1 protein-coding gene is annotated in these 559 nt (G+C 46.2%); it reads left to right on the forward strand.

What is annotated here, in order from left to right:
- Window positions 1-279, forward strand: a 279-nt coding sequence (locus R8N47_RS27420) for a helicase-related protein (protein ID WP_318186390.1), incomplete at its 5' end; no start/stop codon positions are given.
- Between the last annotated feature and the right edge of the window lie 280 nt (window positions 280-559).

Here is a 559-nt window from a genome sequence, read left to right on the forward strand (position 1 = left end):
GTGATTAACTTCGATCTTCCGCGTAGTCCTGCCGATTATATGCATCGCATCGGACGCAGTGGCCGTGCGGGGGAAGTGGGTCTAGGTCTATCTCTTATCGATTACGATGACTACCACCACTTTAAAGTGATAGAAAAGAAAAATAAGTTCCAGCTTGAACGCGAGCAGGTAGAAGGCTTTGAAGTGGAAGATGACCAAAGTGAAGCCTACTTTTTACCGATGAAGCCGCGCGCAAAGCCAGCAGGAACGGGTAAAAAGAAGAAAAAGCGTAATCAGTAGAAGACGTAATCTACAAGTTAGTCGAATTACGAGAGTTTCTTGGGCGGAGATGAACCAGTTGGCCACTCGCTGCCCTTAATCCTTTTAAAGAACAATAGAGCCTTACTGGATCTGTCAGTAGGGCTCTATTGTTTTCCAAGGAAGTATACTAGCGACGTGTCGGACGGCCACGAGATGAGCGTTTTTTAAATGAGGATGCTGCTTTCGCTTGTGAATTGAGAATAGAATCAACGGTTAGCGGCATTGGCTCTTTAGGTTCAAGACCGTGAGGGAAAGTACG

The sequence above is a fragment of the Vibrio sp. 2132-1 genome, from assembly GCF_033344315.1.